13 protein-coding genes are annotated in these 15,897 nt (G+C 70.8%); 9 read left to right on the top strand and 4 right to left on the bottom strand.

Annotated features, from left to right (window positions below; genetic code table 11):
- The first annotated feature begins 5 nt into the window (after positions 1 to 5).
- Entirely contained in the window at positions 6 to 1,559 is a 1,554-nt protein-coding gene (gene guaA / locus ACZ6S4_RS38065; RefSeq protein ID WP_465479548.1) for a glutamine-hydrolyzing GMP synthase, read from the top strand.
- Between the two features lies 1 nt (position 1,560).
- On the opposite strand, the gene ACZ6S4_RS38070 is transcribed toward guaA, so the two are convergent.
- Positions 1,561 to 1,836: a PspC domain-containing protein gene (locus tag ACZ6S4_RS38070; RefSeq protein WP_360820781.1), complete on the bottom strand. Its 276-nt coding sequence runs from the start codon at positions 1,834 to 1,836 to the stop codon at positions 1,561 to 1,563.
- A 228-nt stretch (positions 1,837 to 2,064) separates the two neighbouring features.
- Here ACZ6S4_RS38070 and ACZ6S4_RS38075 point away from each other — a divergent pair, with 228 nt between their 5' ends.
- The 3 genes from ACZ6S4_RS38075 (at position 2,065) to ACZ6S4_RS38085 (ending at position 5,161) form a co-directional block, all read left to right on the top strand.
- Positions 2,065 to 3,012 carry an NUDIX hydrolase gene (locus tag ACZ6S4_RS38075; protein ID WP_465479549.1) on the top strand — a complete coding sequence of 316 codons (948 nt, stop codon included), beginning with the start codon at positions 2,065 to 2,067 and terminating at the stop codon, positions 3,010 to 3,012.
- A gap of 5 nt (positions 3,013 to 3,017) precedes the next feature.
- Positions 3,018 to 3,923 (top strand): NUDIX domain-containing protein, encoded by a 906-nt coding sequence (locus tag ACZ6S4_RS38080; protein ID WP_465479550.1) that lies wholly within the window; start codon positions 3,018 to 3,020, stop codon positions 3,921 to 3,923.
- 257 nt (positions 3,924 to 4,180) lie between these two features.
- Positions 4,181 to 5,161, top strand: coding sequence for a CDP-alcohol phosphatidyltransferase family protein (locus tag ACZ6S4_RS38085; RefSeq protein ID WP_465479551.1), 981 nt, complete (start codon positions 4,181 to 4,183; stop codon positions 5,159 to 5,161).
- A 57-nt stretch (positions 5,162 to 5,218) separates the two neighbouring features.
- Here the strand turns inward: ACZ6S4_RS38085 and ACZ6S4_RS38090 are convergent, their stop codons facing one another.
- From ACZ6S4_RS38090 to ACZ6S4_RS38100, 3 genes are all read right to left on the bottom strand, one after another.
- Complete coding sequence (locus tag ACZ6S4_RS38090) at positions 5,219 to 6,463, bottom strand: phosphatidylserine decarboxylase (protein WP_465479552.1); 1,245 nt, start codon at positions 6,461 to 6,463, stop codon at positions 5,219 to 5,221.
- Between the two features lie 105 nt (positions 6,464 to 6,568).
- Positions 6,569 to 7,258, bottom strand: coding sequence for a hypothetical protein (locus tag ACZ6S4_RS38095; protein ID WP_465479553.1), 690 nt, complete (start codon positions 7,256 to 7,258; stop codon positions 6,569 to 6,571).
- Entirely contained in the window at positions 7,255 to 8,691 is a 1,437-nt protein-coding gene (locus ACZ6S4_RS38100) for a PspC domain-containing protein (protein ID WP_465479554.1), read from the bottom strand. Before ACZ6S4_RS38100 ends, ACZ6S4_RS38095 begins: the two co-directional genes overlap by 4 nt.
- Positions 8,692 to 9,213: 522 nt before the next feature.
- Between ACZ6S4_RS38100 and ACZ6S4_RS38105 the strand changes: the two genes are divergently transcribed.
- The 5 genes from ACZ6S4_RS38105 to ACZ6S4_RS38125 all read left to right on the top strand — a co-directional run bounded on the left by ACZ6S4_RS38105 (position 9,214) and on the right by ACZ6S4_RS38125 (position 15,896).
- Positions 9,214 to 10,443, top strand: a complete 1,230-nt coding sequence (locus ACZ6S4_RS38105; RefSeq protein ID WP_465479634.1) for an ATP-binding protein — start codon at positions 9,214 to 9,216, stop codon at positions 10,441 to 10,443.
- Positions 10,440 to 11,105, top strand: a complete 666-nt coding sequence (locus tag ACZ6S4_RS38110; protein ID WP_465479555.1) for a response regulator — start codon at positions 10,440 to 10,442, stop codon at positions 11,103 to 11,105. Before ACZ6S4_RS38105 ends, ACZ6S4_RS38110 begins: the two co-directional genes overlap by 4 nt.
- A gap of 14 nt (positions 11,106 to 11,119) precedes the next feature.
- Positions 11,120 to 12,754: a peptide ABC transporter substrate-binding protein gene (locus ACZ6S4_RS38115; RefSeq protein ID WP_465479556.1), complete on the top strand. Its 1,635-nt coding sequence runs from the start codon at positions 11,120 to 11,122 to the stop codon at positions 12,752 to 12,754.
- 446 nt (positions 12,755 to 13,200) lie between these two features.
- The gene (locus tag ACZ6S4_RS38120; protein ID WP_465479557.1) at positions 13,201 to 14,814 is read left to right on the top strand and encodes a peptide ABC transporter substrate-binding protein; all 1,614 of its coding nucleotides are present in this window, start codon (positions 13,201 to 13,203) and stop codon (positions 14,812 to 14,814) included.
- A 155-nt stretch (positions 14,815 to 14,969) separates the two neighbouring features.
- Positions 14,970 to 15,896: an ABC transporter permease gene (locus ACZ6S4_RS38125; protein ID WP_465479558.1), complete on the top strand. Its 927-nt coding sequence runs from the start codon at positions 14,970 to 14,972 to the stop codon at positions 15,894 to 15,896.
- Position 15,897: the final 1 nt, after the last annotated feature.

Raw genomic sequence — 15,897 nt, forward strand, 5'->3', positions numbered from 1 at the left:
CAGCCATGAGTACACCCCGCCCGGTTCTCGTCGTCGACTTCGGTGCCCAGTACGCCCAGCTGATCGCCCGGCGGGTCCGTGAGGCGCGGGTCTATTCGGAGATCGTGCCGCACTCGATGCCGGTCGCCGAGATGCTCGCCAAGAACCCCGCGGCGATCATCCTGTCCGGCGGACCGTCCTCGGTGTACGAGCCGGGCGCCCCGGTGCTGGACGCCACCCTGTTCGACAACGACGTCCCGGTCTTCGGCATCTGCTACGGCTTCCAGGCCATGGCCCAGGCGCTGGGCGGCACGGTCGCGCACACCGGTTCGCGCGAGTACGGCCGTACCCTGCTCACCCCGGACTCCGCGGCCGGCACCCTGCTCCGGGAGCTCCCGGCCGATCTGCCGGTCTGGATGTCGCACGGCGACTCGGTCACCGCGGCCCCCGCGGGCTTCTCGGTGACCGCCTCGTCCGCGGGCGCGCCGGTGGCCGCGTTCGAGGATCTGGTCACCCGCCGGGCCGGCGTGCAGTTCCACCCCGAGGTGGCGCACACCGAGCAGGGCCAGGAGATGCTCCAGCGTTTCCTCTACGACATCGCCGGCCTCGAGCCGACCTGGACGTCGTCCAACATCATCGAGGACCAGGTCGCCGCGATCCGTGCGCAGGTCGGCGACAAGCAGGTCATCTGCGGGCTGTCCGGCGGCGTCGACTCGGCGGTTGCCGCGGCGCTGGTGCACAAGGCGATCGGGGACCAGCTCACCTGCATCTTCGTCGACCACGGCCTGCTGCGGGCCGGCGAGGCCGAGCAGGTCGAGAAGGACTACGTGGCGGCGACGGGCATCCGGCTCAAGGTGGTGGAGGCGGCCGACCAGTTCCTCGGGCACCTGGCGGGCGTCACCGACCCGGAGCAGAAGCGCAAGATCATCGGCCGGGAGTTCATCCGGACGTTCGAGGCGGCCGCCCGCGAGCTCGACGCCGAACGGCACATCGAGTTCCTGGTCCAGGGCACCCTCTACCCGGACGTGGTGGAGTCCGGCGGCGGCACCGGCACCGCCAACATCAAGTCCCACCACAACGTCGGTGGCCTGCCCGACGATCTCCAGTTCGCGCTGATCGAGCCGCTGCGCACGCTGTTCAAGGACGAGGTGCGGGCGCTCGGCGCCGAGCTGGGCCTGCCCGAGGAGATGGTGCAGCGGCACCCGTTCCCGGGGCCCGGCCTGGCGATCCGGATCATCGGCGCGGTCGACCGGCACCGGCTCGACGTGCTGCGCGCGGCCGACCTGATCGCCCGCGAGGAGCTGACCGCGGCCGGCCTGGACCGCGACGTGTGGCAGTTCCCGGTGGTGCTGCTGGCCGACGTGCGCAGCGTGGGCGTGCAGGGCGACGGGCGCACCTACGGGCACCCGGTGGTGCTGCGCCCGGTCTCCAGCGAGGACGCCATGACGGCGGACTGGTCGCGCCTGCCCTACGAGGTGATCGCCAAGATCTCCACCCGCATCACCAACGAGGTGCCGGAGGTCAACCGGGTCGTCCTGGACGTCACCAGCAAGCCCCCGGGCACCATCGAGTGGGAGTGAGTCACGGCGCGGTCGGCGGCTGACCCCAGGTGGGGTCGGCCGGGTCGCGCCACACCGGCTCGGCCGGTGCGGGCTCCTCGGGCATCAGGAACCAGGCGATCGGGTACGCCAGCAGCGCGGTGCCCCAGGTGAGGGCGGCGAGCACGACGAAGCCGACCCGGATCAGCACCGGGTCGACGGCCAGGTAACGGCCGAGGCCGCTGCAGACGCCCGCCACGATGCGGTCGTCGAGCGGGCGGCGGAGCTGCTTGTAAGGGGCGACGGTCGGTGTAGTCATGCTCCAAGAGTGGGCCTCGGGGGTGCCTCGCCGCCTCGGTGACTGCCCCGATACCGACCCTGATTCGGGTCCCCGGGATGGGTGATTCGCAGGCATTGCTGGCTGTTACTGCCCGCCTGCGCTCCGTGCGGAGAACCGCCCTGATCAGCGATTACTGTGGGCTATCGTCCTGTCAGGAATCCGACAGTTGTTCCTCGTAGGTAACATAAACCGGGCAAGATGCCGCCCGTGACCCCCGCACTGGAGCCGCTCCGCAGGATCGCGGCATACGCCGTCGCGACCGATCCCCAAGGCCGCGTCCTACTCGTCCGCGCCTCGACCCGCTCGGGCACCCCCGGCGTCTGGTCCCTGCCCGGCGGTGCCGTCGATCACGGCGAGGACCCCAACCACACTGTCGTACGGGAGACCGCCGCGGAGACGGGCCTGTCCGTCGCTGTGAGCGGCCTGCGCGACGTGCTCGCCGACATGCGGTCCCTGCCGCACCGCGGCGTCACCATCCACACCGACCGCCTGATCTACGAGGTGACCGTCCGCGGCGGCAACCTCTACGACCGCGTCGGCCAGCCCACCGACCTCGCCCGCTGGCACACCCTGGCCGAGGCCGAGAAGTTGCGCCTGCGGCCCTTCACGGCCGCTGCCCTGGGCCTGTCCGCCGCTTCGGCCGACCTGCGGCCCGAGGAGGTGCCGGACTTCCCGTCCTTCTACGCCGTCGCCGGCCCGGACGGGCTGCACCGCGCGCAGCGCTTCGCGGCGTACGCGATCGCCACCGACCCGCACGACCGGCTGCTGCTCACCCGGATCGCCCCCGGCTACCCCGGCGCCGGCTGCTGGCACCTGCCCGGCGGCGGCACCGACTACGGCGAGCAGCCGGGCACCGCGCTGATCCGCGAACTGGTCGAGGAGACCGGCCAGGAGGGCCGCTTGATCGAGCTGCTCGGGGTGGCGAGCCACCGCGACGCGGCCTCGCTGGGCCCTGAGGGCTACCCGATCGACTGGCACGGCGTCCGCGCCTTCTACCGGGTCTTCGTCGACGCGCCCACCGAGGTCATCGTCACCGACGTCGGCGGATCCACGTCCGAGGCCTGCTGGATGGCGCTCAAGGAGGTCGCCGAGCTGCCGGCGGACCAGCTGACCGAGGTGACGGCCGAGGCATTGCGGGCGGCGCGGCTAGCCTGAGGGGTGTGAAGGTCAGACGAATCGGCGCGTACGGCCTGTGCCGGGACGACGCCGGCCGGGTCCTGCTCGCCCGCAACTCCCAGCTGTCGGCGTTCCCCGGGCTCTGGACCCTGCCCGGGGGTGGCGTCGAGCAGGGCGAACACCCCGACGACACGGTCGTCCGGGAGTTCGCCGAGGAGACGGGCCTGACCGTACGCGTGACGGGCCTCCGTTCCGTGACGGCCGACGTGTTCCGGCTGCCGATGACAGATACGTGGGAACACACCGACCGGATCATCTACGACGTGGAGCCGGTCGGTGGCAGCCTGCGCAACGAGGCCGAGGGCACCACCGAACTGGTCGACTGGGTCGATCCGGCCGGCCTGCCGCTGATGCCGTTCACCGCGGTGGTGCTCGGGCGGGCGGGGACTCCTTCCGACGTACCGGATGATCCGGACGAAGCGGTCGCCCGGACGCCCGGCAAGGGCCAGCGTTTCGGCGCGTACGGGCTGGTCACTGACCCGGCGGGGCGAATCCTGCTGACTCGGATCGCCAAGGGCTACCCGGGCGCGGGGCTCTGGCACCTGCCCGGCGGTGGCACCGACCACGGCGAGGTGCCCGAGGCCGCGCTGGCCCGGGAGATCCGGGAGGAGACCGGACAACACGGACGGGTGACCGGGCTGCTGGGGACTTCGCACCGGTACGACCCGGCCGCGCTCGGCCCGGAAGGGGTGCCGGTCGACTGGCACGTCGTCCGGGTCCTGTTCCGGGTGCAGGTGGACGAGCCGACGGAACCGGAGGTCGTCGAGGCCGCGGGCGGGTCCACCGCCGAGGCGGGCTGGTTCGATCCGGGCACGCTGCGTGATCTACCGCTGACCGAGGTCACCCGGGAGATGGTCGCCCGGCTCGCCGCCGAAACGGCTCATCGGTGATCGCTCTGGTGAGCCTCGGTTAGACTCGTCACAGGGCCAGGCAGTGAACGTGCCTCCCTCGCCCGTCGGAGGATGAAAACTCCAGAGGACGTCGTTGCACATGGCGGTCGATGAGGTCTGTGAGGTCTATCGCCAAGACCGCTCGGCTATGCGATTGTGTAACCCGCCCAAATGACTGTCCGTAGACGTACGGGCGCAGGGCAGCACCCCGTGACGGCTCAAGCCGGCGGGCACCCGACCCCAAGATGGAGGAGCACGTGCCGAGAACCCCTTGGCGCCGGCGTCGTACGACGGATAGTCCCCGTCCCGCCGGACGTCGTTGGGCAGGCCGGCTGCGCCGTGGCGGAACCCTCGCCCGGCAGGCCCTGTTGGTGCGCGTGGGGCGCAGGTCCGGCGACGCCGGGCGGGCCGCCACAGCCACCCGGGCCGAGGTGATCTACACCGGCACTGAGCTCGTTCCGTCCCCGTACGGCCGCGGTCGCACGGTCGCCACCTCCGGCAGCCACGGCCCCGCGGTCATGGCCCAGCCGGTCGTGGTCGAGGCCGACTCCGCCTCCCTGCTGCCCGGCGCGCACACCCTGCGCCGCCGGATCAGCTTCGCGCTCGTCAACGCGTGCACCCTGGCCAGCCTGGGCCTGGGCCTGCTGGCGATCTTCCTGGCCATGCAGGGCGACCCCCGGATCGCGGCCGCCTGCCTGGTGGCCTGCGTCGGCTTCGACGGGCTCGACGGCGCCCTGGCCCGGCGGCTGGGCGTCTCCAGCCCGTTCGGCGCGCAGATGGACTCGCTGGCCGACATGTGTTCGTTCGGCCTCGCCGCGCCGGTCGTGGTCTACGCCGCGCTGTCGCACACCGTGCCGACCGCCTTCGCGGCCGTCGCCTGCATGCTGGTGGCCGGCTGCGCCGCGATCCGGCTGGCCCGCTTCAACGTCTCGCCCAAGGACGGCAAGTTCTTCTCCGGCGTGCCGACCACCCTGGTGGCGGCGGTGCTGGCGCTGACCGTGCTGATCGAGCTGCCGCTGCCGGGCATCGCGGTGCTGGGCGGCGTGGCGCTGCTGGCGTTCGCGATGGTGTCCAGCTTCCCGTACGCGAAGCTGGCCCGGCTCGTGAAGCTGCCGCCGTGGCTCTGGCTGCTGCCGATCGTGGGCGCGCTGGTGGACCCGCGACTGACGTTCGTGCTGCTCGTGGGGGCGTACGTGCTCAGCGGCCCGCTGATGTGGATGCGCGCCAAGCGGGTTTGATCTCGTAGGACGTGAAAAGGGCCGGCCCGTGAGGGCCGGCCCTTTTGCGTCGGATCACTACTTCCAGCGGGCGATGACCGAGCTCGCGCCGATGACCTTGTCACCCACGGCGACGACCGCCTCGGCGCGGTCCGCCGGCAGGTAGACGTCCGTGCGGGAACCGAAGCGGATCAGGCCCATCCGCTCACCCTTGGCCACCAGGGTGCCGACCGGGGTGCGCTGCACGATCCGCCGGGCGATCAGGCCGGTGCGCTGGGCCACCACGACGGTGCCGTGGCCGGTGTCCAGCACCGTGTACGCCGCCACGTTGTGCTCGGCGGCCGCGGTCATGGCATTGGCGTAACCGCCGTCGATCACGAAGTAGTCCGTCACCCGGCCGGCCACCGGCACCCGGTTGACGTGCACGTCCAGCACCGACAGGAACACGGCGATGCGCAGGAACTCGCCCGTGCCCAGGCGCTCGTCGGTGAGCCGCTCCACGGAGAGCACCCGGCCGTCACTGGCGGCCACGACGGCGTTCGCCTCGGTGGGCACATCCCGCTCGGGGTCCCGGAAGAACGCCGCGACCGGAGCCGCCGCCAGCGCCGGGAGCAGCCACAACTTCGACTTCGGCCGCAGCGTACGGGCCAGCCCGGCCAGGCCCAGCGCGATGCCGGCGGCCGCGACCCCGTTGGAGTCGATGTGCATGGACCGGGTTACCGGCACGCTCGACGGCCGGTACGCCGGCGCCAGCGTCGCGGCCACCTTGGTGTCGGCCTGGCTGAAGCGCAGCTTGTGCACGCGCAGCGGCGGCTGGTTGCGGGTCACCAGGTCGGTGCCGACCCCGAACAGGGCGCTCTGCCGGAAAAGTTCGGCGGCGGCGCCTCCGGTGCGTCCCGGGACCGCCGGGGTCGCCACGGAGACCACAGCGCCCTCGGTGAGGTACTTGGACAGGCTCTCCAGGACCGCCCGGGCCTCCTCGGCGGTGCCGGTGAGCGGCTCGCCCAGGACGACCACGTCGGCCGGGTCGGCCTCGGTCAGTGAGTCGACGATCCGGACCCGGTCGGCGATCCAGCTGCCCAGCCCGGTGATGTGGTCCCGCAGCAGCTCAGCGGTGCTGCGCTCGCCGGCGACCAGGGTCAGGGTGTCGCCGGGCAGCAACGCCTCGACGGCGGCGGCCACCACGGTCGAGGCGTGATCGGCCCCGATGACCAGGGCGGTCGTAGCGGCGTTGTGACGGGCGAACTCGGCGGTGAGGGCGCGTGCGGCACGCGGCCCGACGCCGGTCACGGGTGCGGTGGACACGGCGGGAAACGGCGTCATGGCGGTGCGGGCTCCTCGCGCTGTCGGGATTTCCTCTGCTCGGAGAGCATATTGCGCCGGTCGCGGGCCCCACCCGTTGGTGTGACCCGCGACCGGCGCGCCGCGTCAGCCGCGCCGGGGCGCGCCGTCCTGATCCTCGCCGGACTGCACATCGCGGCCCGCCCCCGGGCCTGGATCCACCCGGGTGACCTCGGTCGTCGGCTCGTCCCCGGCCCCGGCGGCACTGCCGGCGGGCGGGAGCGGAGCCGTCGGCTCGTCGATGACCCCGGTCGGCTCATCCCCGGCCGGATCCGCATCTGCGGGCGCCGGCGGCGCGGAAGCAGGCACGGCGGGCGGCGCCGACACGGAGGCCGCGGGCGGTGCAAAGGTGGGCGCCGCGGGTGGCGCGGATGAAGGCGCCGCGGACGTGGGGGCCGCAGGCGGTGCCGAGGCCGGGCGGGTGGCCGTCGCCGGGTCCGGGACCGGGTGCTTCAGGTACGCCGGGTGCAGGTCGACCCGGTCGGCCGGGTTGTCCAGCAGTTCCCGGACGATGTCCGCGTGCATCTCCGGCGGCAGGTCGCCCGGCGTCTCCACCTGCGCCTCGGCCTGCACCGGGGCGGGCACCTCGGTGCGCCGGCCGGAGCGGATCGCGCCGAGCAGCCCGATCGCGCCGAACAGGATCAGGGCGCCGGCCACCAGCCAGCCCGCGGCGGGCAGCCGGACGGTCACGACCTGCGCGATCGCCCACCAGACCGCGACGAGCAGGAAGAGCAGACCGAAACTCAGCGAGATGCCGTCGGTACGGTGCGGCCTCATCGGATCACCTCCAGGTCACCGGTGTTCAGTTCGATGGTCAGGCGCAGCGTGCCGCCGCCGGCGCCGTCCGAGCCCAGGTCGGTGACCTCCTGCGAGCCGAGTTCCTTGCCGTCCCATTCGCGGCCGAAGATCCGGGCCCGGCCGCCGTCCATCCGCACCGAGGTGGTGGTGTCGACGTTGTCCGGCAGCAGGATCTTCATCTGGCCGACCTTCATAGCGACGGTGGTGGCCTGCTCCTTGCCGGTGAAGTCGACGGCGCGCAGGTCCAGGGTCGCCGTACCGATGGTGAAGTCGTAGCGGTCCGCGACCGCGGTGATGGTCTTGGGCCGGTAGGTGCTGTTGCCCAGCTCGCCGCCCCAGGTCTCGGCGCCGCTGGAGATGCCGAGGCCGAGGCAGGCCAGCAGCGCGAGGGCGATGAGGCCGCGGGCCCGGCCGAACCAGGCGCCGACGACCAGGCCCAGGCCGATCGTGGTCAGCGCGGCGGCGAAGTAGGCCGAGACGGAGACGTCGACGCCGGAGAGGTCGATCAGGGCCAGCACGCCCATGACCACCACGATCATGAAGAACGTGATCCGACCGAGCTTGGAACGCTCGCGGCGCTGCTTCGGCGGGCGCGGGGGCCGGGGCGGGGCCGGCGGCGTCATCGTGCGGTTACCGCCCTGGGCCCACGGCCCGTGCGGGGCGAACGGCGGACGGTAGCCACCGGGCGGCGGCCCGAACTCGGGCGGCCGGGGCGGCGCGTAGGCGGTGCTCGGTGGCACGTAAGCCCCCTGGGTGTAGTTGGGCGGGGTGGGTGGCAACGGAGCGGTCACCGGTTCGCGGGCCGGTGCGGCCGCGGCCGGGAACGGGGTCGTGCGGGGCTCGTCCGGAGCGGCCGGAGCCGGCGGAGGCGTGGGAGCGGGCGGCGTGGCCGCGGCCGGCGTGGCCGGGGGAAACGGGGCGGGACCAGCCGACGGGGCACCAGGCCAGGGTCCCGGCGTGGGGGCGGCTCCGGGCGTCGGGGCGGTGGCGTTCGCCCGGGAGTTGCGCCTGAGCAGCAGCCCGCCGCAGACCAGCACCGCCGCCGCGAGCAGCGTGGCGCGGAAGCCGTCGCGGACGATGAACGCGAAGGTCAGCGCGGCCGCCCCGCCCAGGAGCACGATCGACAGCGGGGCGGTGGCCGAACGGCCGCGGCCCAGCAGGGACTCGATCGGGGAGGCGGTGTCGCCCTCGGCCGGGATCAGCAGCCAGCCGACCAGGTAGATCAGCACGCCGACCCCGCCGAAGAAGCCCAGTACGGCCAGCAGCACCCGCCAGAGCACCGGGTCGGTGTTGGTGGCGTTGGCGATCGCACCGGAGACCCCGGCGACGTAGCGGCCGCGAGTGGGCCGGATCAGCTTCTCCCGGGCGAATGTGGGCCCGCTGTCGGGCGCACCGAACCACGGCGGCGGCATCGCACCGGGCGGCGGCTGCCCACCCGGAGGCGGCGTCCCACCGGGCGGAGGCGTAGCTCCGGGCGGCGGCACGGCGCCGGGAGGCGGGACAGCGCCGGGAGGCGGGACAGCGCCGGGAGGCGGGACAGCTCCGGAAGGAGGCGGAGGAGGGTCGGCCGCCGGCGGGGCGCCCGGTGCCGGAGGCTCGTAGGCCGGTGGCAGGTCGGACGCGGCCGCAGCGGGAGCCGGCGCCGGAGGCGGGACAGCCGAAGGTGCCGGAGCGTCCTGCGACGACCCGGTAGCTTCGCGGGACTGGGCAGCTTCGTCGGTCATGGCTTCGATACTGGCGGTCCGGCGACCCGAACCGCCTCAGGCGGCGACCCTGACACCACCCTGAGATCCGGGGGGCCCGGTGATGGGGGAGTTTCCCCGTGGCCCGCGACCCCCCGGCCGTGTGACGATCGAACAGGCCGCAGCGCACGCCGCGCCCTGACTGGAGGAGGAGCGATCACCGCCACCGCAGTAACCCCGACACCGCGCCGGCTGTACCGGCCGCGCGATCACCGGGTCATCGCCGGTGTCGCGTCCGGTCTGGCGCGTCATCTGGGCATCCCGGTGACCGCGGTCCGTATCGCCCTGGTCGTCCTGCTCAGCTTCAACGGCCTCGGTTTGCTGCTCTACGCGGTCTTCTGGGCCGTCCTGCCGCAGCAGCTGTCCACCGGCGCCGGCCGTACCCGCCGCGACCTCGCGCTGCTGCTCCCGTTCGGCGCCATCGGCCTGGGCGTCATCCTGCTGCAGGGCCTGCTCTTCGGGGACAACGGCGTGGCCGGTACGGCGGGCTGGCTCATCGCGGTCACCGCGGTCGGCGCGGGCGTGATCTGGCACCAGTCCGACCCGACCCGCCGCGGCCAGTGGGCCGACGCGAGCCCGCAGGCACCCTGGCTCGCCGCCGTGGTCGCCGAGAGCGACCGCCGCTCGTTCATCTTCCGCTTCATCGGCGGCGGGGTCCTGGTCGCGACCGGCGTGATCGGCATCCTCGCCGTGTACGCCCCGGCCGGCAACCTCAGCGCCGTCTTCAACGGGGTGATCTTCGCGCTGGTCGGCCTGCTGGGGGTCGGCGTGGTGGTCGCCCCGCTGCTCTGGCGCACGTTCAGCCAGCTCCGCTCCGAGCGCGAGGGCCGCATCCGGGAGCAGGAGCGCGCCGAGGTCGCGGCCATGATCCACGACCAGGTGCTGCACACCCTGGCGCTGATCCAGCGCAACTCCGCGGACATCAAGGAGGTGCAGCGGCTGGCCCGGGGCCAGGAGCGCAGCCTGCGCAACTGGCTCTACAAGCCGAGCGCCTCGCCCACCGAGCGGTTCGCCGCGGCGCTCGAGCAGGCGGCCGCCGAGGTGGAGGACACGTACGCGATCTCGGTCGAGACCGTGGTGGTCGGTGACACCCCGTGCGACGAGTCGGTTGCCGCGCTGGTCGCCGCCGCGCGTGAGGCCCTGGTCAACGCGGCCCGGCACGCCGGCGTGCAGACCGTCTCGCTCTATGCGGAGGTGGAGGCCGAGGAGCTGAGCGTGTTCGTCCGCGACCGCGGGGCCGGCTTCGAGTTGACGGCGGTGGAGGATACGAGACACGGGGTACGCGGTTCGATCATCGGGCGGATGCGGCGGCACGGCGGCAAGGCCGAGATCCGCAGCGCCCCTGGGGACGGCACCGAGGTACGCCTGACGCTGCCGGTTTCCCGGGAGAGCGTCACCGCCGGAAAGGAGACAGCACGATGACCGAGCCTGTAGCCGAGGAGAACCGGCGGCTGACCGTTTTCCTGGTGGACGACCACGCCATGTTCCGCGCCGGCGTCCGCGCCGAGCTCGGTGCCCACGTCGAGGTGGTGGGCGAGGCGAGCACGGTGGCCGAGGCCGTGGTCCGGATCGCCGCGACGACTCCGGACGTGGTGCTGCTCGACGTGCACATGCCCGACGGCGGGGGCCGGGCGGTGCTGGACGCCATGCGGCGTACCCATCCGCAGGTGAAGTTTCTCGCCCTGTCGGTCTCCGACGCGGCCGAGGACGTGATCGGCCTGATCCGGGCCGGCGCCCGCGGGTACGTGACCAAGACGATCTCGCCCGACGAGCTGGCCGCGGCGATCCGGCGGGTGGCCGACGGCGACGCGGTGTTCAGCCCTCGGCTGGCCGGCTTCGTGCTGGACGCGTTCGCGTCGCGCCCGGACGTCCCGGTGGCGGATCCCGAGCTCGATCAGCTGACCAACCGCGAGCGCGAGGTGCTGCGGCTGCTGGCGCGGGGGTACGCCTACAAAGAGATCGCAAAGGAGCTGTACATCTCCATCAAGACTGTGGAAACTCACGTGTCGAACGTTCTGCGCAAGCTGCAGATGTCGAACCGGTACGAGTTGTCACGCTGGGCGGCTGACCGCCGGCTCGTCTGAAGGAGTTCCGCACCATGGTCCGCAAGGCCCCACGGCTGGTGGCGGCTGCGGCAGTCGCCCTCGTGCTGTCGGCGTACGGCTGCACGGACCATGGCCCGGACGAGGATGTGCCCGACCGGACGGTGGTCATCGGCATTTCCGAGCCGGGGCATCTGATCCCCAGCAACACCGTGGACGTGAGCGGCAAGCAGGTGCTGTCCGCGCTGTTCCAGCCGCTGGTCACCTTCGACGCGCGCAGCACTCCGGTCCCGGCCGCCGCGGAGTCGGTCAAGGCTGACCCGACGGCCCGGATCTGGACCGTCAAGCTGAAGCCGGGGCTCACTTTCAGCAACGGCGAGCCGGTCACCGCGGACAGCTATCTCGACGCCTGGAACTACGGCGCGTACGGCCCGAACCACCAGAGCGCGACTTCCTACTACGACCGCATCGACGGGTACGCGGATCTGCAGGTGCGCGACCCCGACGGCGACTCCGGCCCGCAGTCGCCCGCGGATCCGCGGGCGAAAACCTTGCGGGGCCTGAAGAAGGTCAGTGACACCTCGTTCACCGTGACCCTGTCGGCGCCGTTCGCGGGCTTCGCCGCGCTGCTGAACGACGTGGCCTTCTATCCGTTGCCCAAGGCCGCTTTCTACGCGCCGGGGGTCGTCGCCGGCGCTTTCGAGAACGCGGTCGTCGGCAACGGACCTTTCAAGATGAAGGGCGGCTGGGAGCGCGGCAGCCGGATCCTGATGGAGAAGGCGCCCGGTTTCCCGGGGCCCGCTCCCAAAGTGGACGGCCTGCTGTGGAAGATCTATGACGACGCCGGTGACGAGTACGCCGATCTGGTCGACGGCGACATCGACGTGCAGACCCGCATTCCGCTCGAGCTGATCGACAAGGCCACCGAGGACCTCGGGGGACGCCTGCAGAAGAGTCCGAACTCCACCTTCACCTTCCTCGGCTTCCCGATCTTCCAGCCGGACTTCGCCGAGCCGGAGGTGCGCCGGGCGCTCTCCCTGGCGATCGACCGCCAGGCGATGGTCGACGAGGTCTTCCACGGGACCGAGACCGCCGCGACCGCGTTCGTGTCGCCGGTGGTACCGGGCTACCGGGCCGACTCCTGCGCGGAGTACTGCCGGTACGACCCCGCGCGGGCCAAGGAGATGTACCGGGCGGCCGGCGGTCCCGCCGCCGTCACGGTCTCGTACAGCCGGGACAGCGGCCCGCGGAGCTGGGTCGACGTCCTGTGCCGGCAGATCACCGCGGCGCTGGGCATCAAGTGCACCGGAGCCGGGGAGGACGATCTCGCCGCGCTGCTGGGCAAGGTCGAGAAGCGGCAGCCCGTCGGCCTGATCCGGCTGAGCTGGACCATGGATTATCCGCTGCTGGAGAGTTATCTCTCCCCGCTGTACGCGACCAACGGCTCGTCGAATCTCTACGGCTACAGCAACCCGGCCTTCGACAGCCTGCTGGGTGAGGGCTCCAAAGCGCCGAAGCCGGCCCAGGCGGTCAAGAAGTGGCAGGAAGCGGAAGACCTCCTGGCTCAGGACATGCCTGTCATCCCGCTGCGTTTCGGGCAGAACCTCTTCGGGCACTCCGAACGGGTCAGGAACGTGTCGATCGACTCCGCGCAGCGTATCGATGTGCTGGGCGTCGAGCTGGTCGGCTGAAGCTGTCCGGCCGTGCCGCGGTGCCCGCGGTGAAGGGTGCCGAACCGCCCGGTTTGTGCTGGATCATTTGTGCGGTAATCGCCTCTGCGCTGCGCATTTGCACATATCCTGGGCCCGTATCGGATTGATAACACGTCTTTCGGTGCTGGGTCAGCAGGTGTCAGAGTTGCTTCGGCCTCACGCGCCTGTGGTGAGCCGCCGGGAGCTCAAGTAGAACGCTGTCGACGGCGGTGCACTGTGCGCGGGCTCCGGGGCTGTCGTCGTTCGGCCGTCGTGGTTGACAGGCGATGTATCGAGGTGTCAGAAGTTCCGACTTCCTGCCGCACCAGATCGGCGACCGCCGATCGGGGGCTGCGAGCAGGCGGGTGATCCAGACGTGATCACCAGATATGCACAAGAGGAGGCCCCCAACCATGAGAGTCTCGAAGCGGGCGAGGCTGGTCGCTATGACCGCGGCCGTTGCGCTCGTGGCGGCCGGATGCAGCGGTGGCGACGACAGCGACACCGACAATGCCGGCGGCGATACAGCGAACGGTGCCATCACCATCGACGGCACCCAGCCAGAGGTCGGCCTGATCCCGGCCAGCACCACCGAAACCGGTGGCGGCAAGATCATCGACTTCATGTGGACCGGTCTGGTCAGCTACCCCAACGACGGCAGCGCCCCGGTCAACGCCGTGGCCCAGTCGATCAAGACGACCGACTCCAAGGTCTACACCATCACCCTGAAGCAGGGCACCAAGTTCCACGACGGCACCGAGGTCAAGGCGAAGAACTTCGTCGACGCCTGGAACTGGGCGGCGTACTCGCCCAACGGTGCGCAGAACTCCAGCTTCTTCAGCGACATCGCGGGCTTCACGGACGTCAACACGGCCGACCCGGATGACGACGGCCCGAAGAAGGCGCCGGAGCCCAAGGCCAAGACCATGTCCGGCCTGAAGGTTGTCGACGACTACAACTTCACCGTCACGCTGGCCACGCCCTTCTCGATCTTCCCGACGAAGCTCGGCTACAGCGCCTTCATGCCGCTGCCGGACGTCTTCTTCACCCAGAAGGCCGAGGAGTTCGGCAAGAAGCCGATCGGCAACGGCCCGGTGAAGTTCGTCTCCTGGACCGACAACGTCGAGATCAAGCTGACCCGGTTCGACGACTACACGCTCGACGACAAGGTCAAGATCAAGGACGTCACGGTCAAGATGTACCAGGAGGACACGGCCGCGTACGCCGACCTCCAGTCGGGCAACCTCGACTTCCAGCAGCAGATCCCGGTCTCGGCGCTCGCCGGTGACAAGTGGAAGTCCGACCTCGGTGACCGCGCGCTCAACGTGCCCACCCCGGTCACGGGCATCATCGCCTTCCCGTTCTACGACAAGCGCTTCCAGAACGTGGACCTGCGCCGGGCGATCTCCAAGGCGATCAACCGCCAGGAGATCACCGAGAAGATCTTCTTCAACTCCCGGACCCCCGCGGACAGCTGGGCCAACCCGCTGACCCCGGGCAACCAGGCCGGCAACTGCACCGCGTGCAAGTTCGACCCCGAGGGCGCCAAGGCCGACCTGGCCAAGGCCGGCGGCTTCACCGGTGAGATGGTGCTGTACTACAACGCGGACGCCAGCCACAAGGAGTGGATGGAGGCCGTCGCGCAGAGCATCAAGAACGTGCTGGGCATCAATGTCCGCGCCGAGGGCATCCCGACCTTCGCCGTCTTCCGCCAGGGCATCAACGCCAAGCAGATGAAGGGCCCGTACCGCGCCGGTTGGCAGCAGGACTACCCGGACGTCGAGAACTGGATCGGTCCGCTGTACGTGACCGGCGGCTCGTCGAACGACGGTAGCTACAGCAACCCGAAGGTGGACGCGCTCTACAAGGAGGGCACCGCGGCGGCCGACGTCGAAGCGGCGCACGCCAAGTTCGCGGAGGCGGTGAAGCTGATCGACCAGGACGTGCCGACCATGCCGATCTACTTCTCGAACCAGCAGTCGGGCACCTCCGACAAGGTGAAGAACGTCGACACCACCAACGTCGGCGAGATCGACCTCTCTTCGGTCGAGATGGCGTAGGCGCAGCTTTCCAGTCTCAGGTCCGGCTCCGCACTCAGGGAGCCGGACCTGAGTCGGTCTGTGAGAGGCGTCATGACGCCTGCTGGTACACACTGGGCAACACGAGCGCCCACATCCGCACGGGGCGCCACAAGCGCCCGTCTCTGGGAGGACCTATGGGCCGTTACGTCGTCAGACGGCTACTACAGCTAGTCCCCGTTTTCATCGGAACCACCTTTCTCATCTACTGGCTCGTCTGGTCCGTCCCTGGCGATCCCTTTGCGGGCAAGTGTGGCGACCGTCCGTGTCCTGCGAACTACATCCAGGTCATGACGGAGAAGTTCAACCTCGACAAGCCGCTGTACGTGCAGTACTTCACGTACATGCAGAACCTCCTGCAGGGCGACTTCGGCGAGACGTTCGGCGGTCGCTCGATCAACGACCTCATCGCCGCGGCGTACCCGAACACCATCAAGCTGGCCATCGTCGCCCTGGCGGTGGAGGCGATCATCGGCCTCACCGCCGGTGTGCTGACCGGTCTCCGGCGCAACGGCTTCCTGGACAACCTGGTCCTGGTCTCCACGCTGTTCCTCATCGCGCTGCCGACGTTCGTCACCGGCTTCGTGCTGCAGTACCTGTTCGGCGTCCAATGGGGCGTCATCAAGCCCACGGTCTCCAACCCGCCATCGTTCACCGAGCTGCTCATCCCCGGCTTCGTGCTGGGCAGCGTGTCGATGGCGTACATCGCGCGCCTGGCGCGCACGAGCATCGCGGAGAACCGGAGTGCCGACTACGTGCGGACTGCCATCGCGAAGGGCCTGCCGATGCGGCGGGTGGTCGGGGTGCACCTGCTGCGCAACTCGTTGATCCCGGTCGTCACGTATCTCGGCACCGACCTCGGTGCCCTGATGGGTGGCGCCATCGTCACCGAGGGCATCTTCGGCATCAACGGAATCGGCCGGGAAGTCTACCGGGCCATCGTGACCAAGGAAGGCGCTACGGTGGTCTCCATCGTCGTCATCCTGGTGCTCGTCTACCTGGTGATGAACCTGCTGGTCGACATGCTGTACGCCCTCCTGGACCCGAGGATCCGCTATGAGTGAT

The organism is Actinoplanes sp. NPDC051405 (assembly GCF_055586185.1).

Bases quoted from the DNA above. Each gene is read 5' to 3' on its own strand.
- guaA (WP_465479548.1), top strand. From the start codon at position 6: ATGAGTACACCCCGCCCGGTTCTCGTCGTCGACTTCGGTGCCCAGTAC.
- ACZ6S4_RS38070 (WP_360820781.1), bottom strand. From the start codon at position 1,836: ATGACTACACCGACCGTCGCCCCTTACAAGCAGCTCCGCCGCCCGCTC.
- ACZ6S4_RS38090 (WP_465479552.1), bottom strand. From the start codon at position 6,463: ATGACGCCGTTTCCCGCCGTGTCCACCGCACCCGTGACCGGCGTCGGG.
- ACZ6S4_RS38095 (WP_465479553.1), bottom strand. From the start codon at position 7,258: ATGAGGCCGCACCGTACCGACGGCATCTCGCTGAGTTTCGGTCTGCTC.
- ACZ6S4_RS38100 (WP_465479554.1), bottom strand. From the start codon at position 8,691: ATGCCGCCGCCGTGGTTCGGTGCGCCCGACAGCGGGCCCACATTCGCC.
- ACZ6S4_RS38110 (WP_465479555.1), top strand. From the start codon at position 10,440: ATGACCGAGCCTGTAGCCGAGGAGAACCGGCGGCTGACCGTTTTCCTG.
- ACZ6S4_RS38115 (WP_465479556.1), top strand. From the start codon at position 11,120: ATGGTCCGCAAGGCCCCACGGCTGGTGGCGGCTGCGGCAGTCGCCCTC.
- ACZ6S4_RS38120 (WP_465479557.1), top strand. From the start codon at position 13,201: ATGACCGCGGCCGTTGCGCTCGTGGCGGCCGGATGCAGCGGTGGCGAC.
- ACZ6S4_RS38125 (WP_465479558.1), top strand. From the start codon at position 14,970: ATGGGCCGTTACGTCGTCAGACGGCTACTACAGCTAGTCCCCGTTTTC.